This window comes from Pontibacter chinhatensis, assembly GCF_900113285.1.
Taxonomy (GTDB): Bacteria; Bacteroidota; Bacteroidia; order Cytophagales; family Hymenobacteraceae; genus Pontibacter; species Pontibacter chinhatensis.
On sequence record NZ_FOOT01000017.1, the window covers coordinates 22757 to 29035 of the forward strand.

At 49.7% G+C, this 6279-nt stretch carries 6 protein-coding genes and 2 tRNA genes; 4 read left to right on the plus strand and 4 right to left on the minus strand.

Features of this window, described 5'->3' with window-relative positions; all coding sequences use genetic code 11:
- Positions 1 to 242 precede the first annotated feature (242 nt).
- Positions 243 to 1268: a thiamine-phosphate kinase gene (gene thiL, locus BM040_RS21145; protein WP_092105754.1), complete on the plus strand. Its 1026-nt coding sequence runs from the start codon at positions 243 to 245 to the stop codon at positions 1266 to 1268.
- A gap of 177 nt (positions 1269 to 1445) precedes the next feature.
- Here the strand turns inward: thiL and BM040_RS21150 are convergent, their stop codons facing one another.
- Positions 1446 to 1814 (minus strand): hypothetical protein, encoded by a 369-nt coding sequence (locus tag BM040_RS21150; protein ID WP_092105756.1) that lies wholly within the window; start codon positions 1812 to 1814, stop codon positions 1446 to 1448.
- A gap of 193 nt (positions 1815 to 2007) precedes the next feature.
- Positions 2008 to 3420 carry a 23S rRNA (uracil(1939)-C(5))-methyltransferase RlmD gene (gene rlmD / locus BM040_RS21155; RefSeq protein WP_092105759.1) on the minus strand — a complete coding sequence of 471 codons (1413 nt, stop codon included), beginning with the start codon at positions 3418 to 3420 and terminating at the stop codon, positions 2008 to 2010.
- 210 nt (positions 3421 to 3630) lie between these two features.
- Here rlmD and BM040_RS21160 point away from each other — a divergent pair, with 210 nt between their 5' ends.
- Entirely contained in the window at positions 3631 to 4443 is an 813-nt protein-coding gene (locus BM040_RS21160; RefSeq protein WP_092105761.1) for an SDR family oxidoreductase, read from the plus strand.
- A 134-nt stretch (positions 4444 to 4577) separates the two neighbouring features.
- On the opposite strand, the gene BM040_RS21165 is transcribed toward BM040_RS21160, so the two are convergent.
- Complete coding sequence (locus tag BM040_RS21165; protein ID WP_245756326.1) at positions 4578 to 5261, minus strand: SH3 domain-containing protein; 684 nt, start codon at positions 5259 to 5261, stop codon at positions 4578 to 4580.
- Between the two features lie 122 nt (positions 5262 to 5383).
- Here BM040_RS21165 and BM040_RS21170 point away from each other — a divergent pair.
- Positions 5384 to 5456, plus strand: a tRNA-Lys gene (locus BM040_RS21170).
- Positions 5457 to 5598: 142 nt separating this feature from the next.
- Positions 5599 to 5671, plus strand: a tRNA-Lys gene (locus BM040_RS21175).
- 288 nt (positions 5672 to 5959) lie between these two features.
- Here the strand turns inward: BM040_RS21175 and BM040_RS22175 are convergent.
- Positions 5960 to 6115, minus strand: a complete 156-nt coding sequence (locus tag BM040_RS22175) for a DUF4113 domain-containing protein (RefSeq protein ID WP_175491148.1) — start codon at positions 6113 to 6115, stop codon at positions 5960 to 5962.
- Positions 6116 to 6279 lie beyond the last annotated feature (164 nt).

Sequence of the window (6279 nt, forward strand, 5' to 3'; positions counted from 1 at the left end):
ATACTGGGCTGTCTTTGCTCCGGCAGCATGTAAAGTATAAAACCTTATACTTTACATGGATGCAAATTTAATGTATATACATTTAATGTACAAACATACTAATGATTTAATTTACCGTTTTGGAAGTATGCGCAAGTCCACCTTTTTCCTATACCTGGAAGTATGGCATCAGATAGAAAAAGTAGTACGTGGGCTCTGTAGCATATTTTGTATCTTTGCAGGTCTAAAACAGATCCTGAACCATGAGCGAATATACTCCTTTAAGTGCCGTAGGCGAGTTTGGCCTAATCCGGAAGATCAAAGAGAAAATCGAGTTGCGCAATGAGTCCACCATCAAAGGCATCGGCGACGATGCAGCTGTCATACAACCTGGCCAGAAGCAGCTGGTGGTATCGTCGGATATGCTGCTGGAAGGCGTGCATTTTGATTTGACCTTTTGCCCGCTCAAGCATTTGGGTTACAAAGCCGTGGCCGTGAACGTATCGGATATTGCCGCCATGAACGCCAAACCCACCCAGATAACGGTGAACATTGCCTTAGGCGCGCGTTATACGGTAGAGGCCGTGGAAGAACTATACGAGGGAATCCGGCTGGCCTGTGAGAACTATAAAGTAGACCTGGTAGGCGGCGATACCACTTCTTCCACTGCCGGCCTGGTGATCAGCATTACGGCCATCGGCGAGGCTGCGCCGGAGCAGATTGTTTACCGCAATGGCGCTAAGGTGAACGACCTGGTATGCGTTACCGGCGACTTGGGCGCTGCCTACATGGGCCTTCAGATTCTGGAGCGCGAGAAACAAGCCTTCCTGGCTAACCCCGAAATGCAGCCGGAGCTGGAGAACAAGCAGTACATCGTGGGCCGTCAGCTGAGGCCTGAAGCGCGCATGGACGTTATCTACGACCTGAAAGAACGCGGCATCCAGCCCACCTCTATGATTGATATTTCAGATGGGCTGGCCTCGGAGCTGTTCCATATCTGCAGCCAGTCTAAAGTAGGTGCCACCGTGTATAAAGACAACCTGCCAGCCGACCCACAAATGCTCGAAACGGCGCTGGAGTTCAACATCGACCCGCTGACCTGCATTATGAACGGCGGCGAGGACTACGAGCTGCTCTTCACCGTGCCGCTCTCCGCCTACGACGAACTCAAAAACCACCCGGACATCACCATCATCGGCAAGATCACCGACGATAGCGAAGGCGTGAACCTGGCTACTAAAGCCGGTCAGCTGTTCCCACTCAAAGCCCAGGGCTGGAGCCACTTTTAAGTTCCTGACAAAGGACAAACAGAAAGTTTATACTTTAAAAACAGAAAAGGCAGCCATACTAGCTGCCTTTTCTGTTTTATCTAATTCAGGTTCAAACCTCTGTTCTCTCCCAAAGGATAGTGAGATAAAATCGTCTAGAGAGACTCCTTTGTCAAAAATTCTTTTGTCTACACACGCCTACTCTTCCGGGTAAGGGATGAACACGAAATTCTGGAACTCGCCGTCTACCACAAACAGGCAGCAGTACTCGTCCGGGTCTTTGTAAGCGGCTCTAAAGTCTTCTATCTTATCTTCTACCACCAGTTGGCGCTGCACGAAGTCTTCCAGGTAGGAGGCGTTGATGTGCCATTCCAGCGCCAGCTCTTCCTTGGCCAGGAACACAGAGCCCACGGGCACCTGCGTGCGGCTGAACACAAAAATCGGGTACTCAGAAATCTTACGCTTGCGCACCTGGTACGATGCCTCCTTCAGCGTCTCAGCCACCACCACAAAATCCTTTGAGATAGTGCCCAGGTACTTACCATTCAGTTCCGGATCGTTTTCCATATACTTTCTTACGTATCTCGTAGCACGACTTTATTTTTGACAATTAGACAAAGGACATTTCGGATAAAGTAATCATCCCCCACCCCCCTTCAAAGGGGGACATTTACTAACGTGGGAAGGAGGGTTATCCCTATCACCGAGTCTTTTGTCATAAAGTCCTTTGTCCGAAGGTCGTGCTATGCGATACGTTTGTCTATTTAGCAGTTAACAATACAATATTTTCTACGTGGTGCGTCTGCGGGAACATGTCTACCGGCTGCACACGCGTTACTTCATACTTCTCCGAAAGCCATTCCACGTCGCGGGCCTGCGTGGCTGGGTTGCAGCTTACGTACACGATACGGTTCGGGTGCACCTGCAGGAGCTTCTTCACCACATCCTCGTGCATACCGGCGCGCGGCGGGTCGGTAATCACCACGTCCGGCCTACCGTGGCGGGCAATCAGCTTATCCGACAGGATGTCCTTCATATCGCCGGCGTAGAAAGTGGTGTTGGTGATGTCGTTAATCTGTGAGTTAATCTTGGCATCTTCGATGGCGCTCGGCACATACTCTATCCCAATTACCTCACGGCATTGGCGTGCCACAAAGTTAGCGATGGTACCAGCACCGGTATAGAGGTCATACACCAGCTCGTCCCCGGTCAGGTTAGCCAACTCGCGCGTCTTCTTGTAGAGCTCATACGCCTGGTCGGCGTTAGTCTGGTAAAACGACTTTGGCCCCACCCGGAACCGAATGCCTTCCATTTCCTCGTGGATATAAGGCAGCCCTTTATAGCATACCACCTCCAGGTCGTGGTAGGTTTCGTTGCCTTTGGCGTTCACCACATACTGCAGCGAAGTAATCTCCGGGAAGGTGGCCGCCAGGTGCTCCATCAGCGCCTGCATCACCTCCGGCCTGTCCTCGAACACCTGCACAATTACCATCAGCTCACCGGTATTGGCCGTGCGGATGATAAGGTTGCGCATATAGCCCTCCTGCTTCACGATGTCGAAAAACGGCAGGTTGTGCTCCTTGGCATATCGGCGTACTTCCAGGCGGATGGCGTTGGACGGGTCTGGCTGCAGGTAGCAGTGCTTGATGTCGAGAATTTTATCGAAGCGGCCCGGGATGTGGAATCCCAGCGCGTCTCGGTCATACTCCTCCCCAGACTGAATCTGCTCTTTGGTGAGCCAGCTGGTGTTAGAGAAAGTATACTCCAGTTTGTTGCGGTAGTAGCGTGTTTTCTCAGAGCCAAGTATCGGGTCGAACTCCGGCAGCGGCACCTTACCAATGCGCTCGAGGTTGTCCTTCACCTGCTTCTGCTTAAAGTATAGCTGGGTATCGTAGCCAATGTGCTGCCACTTGCAACCGCCGCAGGTACCGAAGTGCTCGCAAAACGGCTGCACGCGCAGCTCCGACAACTCGTGGAAGTGCACCGCCTCGGCCTCCAAAAAGCTCTTCTTCTTGCGGATAATGCGCAGGTCCACCACGTCGCCGGGGGCTACGCCAGCCACGAAAACCACCATGTTATTATGGCGCGCCAGGCATTTGCCCTCAGCTACCATCTCCTCGATGCGTACTTGCTCGAGTATCTCAAATTGCTTCTTCTTGCTCTTTTTTCTCACAGTGGCGCAAAATTACAAAAATATGGGCAGATACGGGTGATTCGTTGCTAGCTACTCGTTATTAGTTGTTCGTTGCTCGAATTTTGATTGAGTGACTGAGTGAATGGAAACCCAACTTTCTAACCTTCTAACTCTTTAACTTTCTAACTTTCACCCAATCAACAATTAAAATTATCTTTGCAGCTGATTTTAGTTAGAGAAAGTATAAAAATGAGAGATAAAGTAGTCCTGATTACCGGCGGCACGTCGGGTATTGGCAAGGCGCTGGCGTTTGCCTTTGGGCGCGAGGGGGCCAAAGTAGCCATCTCGGGCCGCAACCAGCAAAACCTTGACCAGACCAGCCAGGAGCTCAGCGCAGCAGGGATTGACAACCTGGCGGTGAATGCCGATGTGAGCGTGGAGGAGCAGTGCCAGCGCATGGTGCAGGAAACAGTACAAAAGTATGGCCGCCTGGATGTGCTTATCAACAACGCAGGCATCTCGATGCGCGCCCTGTTCGAGGACCTGGACCTGGACGTGCTTCGCAAGGTGATGGACATTAACTTCTGGGGGACTGTGTACAGCACCAAGTATGCGCTGCCCTACATCAAGCAGGTAAAAGGCTCCATCGTAGGCATTTCCTCGATAGCCGGCTACCGTGGCTTGCCTGCCCGCACCGGATATTCTGCTTCCAAGTTTGCCATGCACGGCTTCCTGGAGACCTTGCGCACCGAGTTGCTATACTCTGGTGTGCACGTGCTGCTGGCCTGCCCTGGCTTTACTGCCTCCAACATCCGCAACACCGCCCTGGCCGCCAACGGACAGCAGCAAGGCGAAACGCCGCGTGAGGAAGAGAAAATGATGAGTGCCGAGGAAGTAGCCGAACGCATCCTAAAAGCCACCATCCAGCGCAAACGCGACCTGGTGATGACCACGCAAGGCAAGCTGGCCGTGTGGGTAAACAAGCTCTTCCCAAGCCTGGCCGACAAGCTGGTGTATAACGTGATGGCCAAGGAGAAAGACTCTCCGTTGTCTAAGAATTAGATAAAGGACTTTGTAACAAAGGACAAAAGACTTTAATACAACTTAAAGGATAAGAAAGTACTAGGTCTACTAGCGACTTTTTTCGACTCTAAGAACAACCAGAAGTCTTTTGTCTCATAGTCCTTTGTCAAACATTAAGGCAGTTCCAGTAGGTTGCTTTTGCGGATGTAGGCCTTCTCCCCTCTCCACTTTATCTCGTACCAGATATCCTGCTCGCCAGTGATGGGTACCTTATGCCCTTGGGTGGCCGTGGTAATCCAGTCAGCGCCGGCAGAGGGGGCCGACATGATGGCCACATGGTTGTTTTTGATGATGCCTGCGTCGCCGAGGTTGAGGAAGTTGATGTAGTAAAGTATAAACAGCAGGTAGAGTATAAACCCGGCCTTGAAGCTGGAGCTGAACCTAAAGCCCCTGCGCCACCTGAACAGCATGATGGTGACTGTAATCACCGCTGCCAGCAGCATGAGCTCCAGAATGTGCATGTAGTGCTTGCTGAACTGCGTTTTAAAGAACTGCAGATCGCTGTACTCATAGCCGTAGAGGCGGTGCGCCTGCGCCAGTTCTTCCATCTTTTTAAGCGTGGAGCGGCTGGGCTCCTTGGTATAGAACAAGTGCAGGTAATACATGGCGCCGGTATAGTCGCGGAGGCCCTCTTTGATATAGGCCATCTTCAGGAGCATCTGCGGCGAATAATGCTGGTCCTGCACCAGCAATTGCTCATACAGAACAAAAGCATCGGAATATCGTTGATGCTGAAAGAGCGAATCTGCTTTAGCCAGTGTTAAATTATTATCCTGAGCACTAGTGGGTTCTGCCAAAACAGCTAAAAAAATAATCAGAAAGGCAGATATTTTGGATAAGATATTTTGCATTTAAAAACTTAGCTGTTAGTTTTGCATCGCAATTCAGGGAAACGCCTTGGTAACGCAAGTTAGTAAAAGATTCCGTAGCTCAGCTGGTAGAGCAATACACTTTTAATGTATGGGTCCTGGGTTCGAATCCCAGCGGGATCACAAATGAAAGACGAAGCCTTTCTTAACAGAGAGGCTTTTTATTTCTCCTCTTGCAAAGGAGAGGGCAAAGAAGCTGAAAATTAATTTTGGAATTAAAATCAAAGCTTCTACCTTTGCACTCCCAAACAAGGAAAAAACATCCGATTCCGTAGCTCAGCTGGTAGAGCAATACACTTTTAATGTATGGGTCCTGGGTTCGAATCCCAGCGGGATCACACCACTCAAAACGAGTAAAAACAAAAAAGCCTGTTTACACAACGTAGACAGGCTTTTTTGTTTTTATCTTCAGCATTTTCACTAACAAAACACGAGATTGTTAGTGAAAAACTCTATCCTTTTAGTGAACACCATTTTTAATGGCATCGGTATAATTACAAAAGCACTTTTTTAGGTTAAGATGATTTGAATCCTCAATTATATGATGTTTTCGATGCTTCAGGACTTCCCCCAATATCTTCACTAAAGTTCACTAACATTCACTAATGGGAGCAGAGAAAGAAGTTTCACCTCACATAGACCTTCTGTATCTCGTCAATCCGTGTGGTATAACATGGTGACTTGAAATCGCTCTTTAGCGTCCACGAATTGTCAACGCCTTGGGTCGCAACCCTCACTCTTCCCCTGCCGAACTTGTCCGTTAGCCCATCGACTACCTGCATCAACCTTGCATGCTTTTCCCTGTCCACCGTATCCAGCAGGTCAAGCTGTATTTGGGTCTCTGGTTCAATTGTAAGCTACCCCAGATTTTGAGCCATTGTAAAGTTGGTTTTTCAAGTTACAATTTCCTCCAATAATTCCACCGGTGCTCTGAAATTCAGCCCCT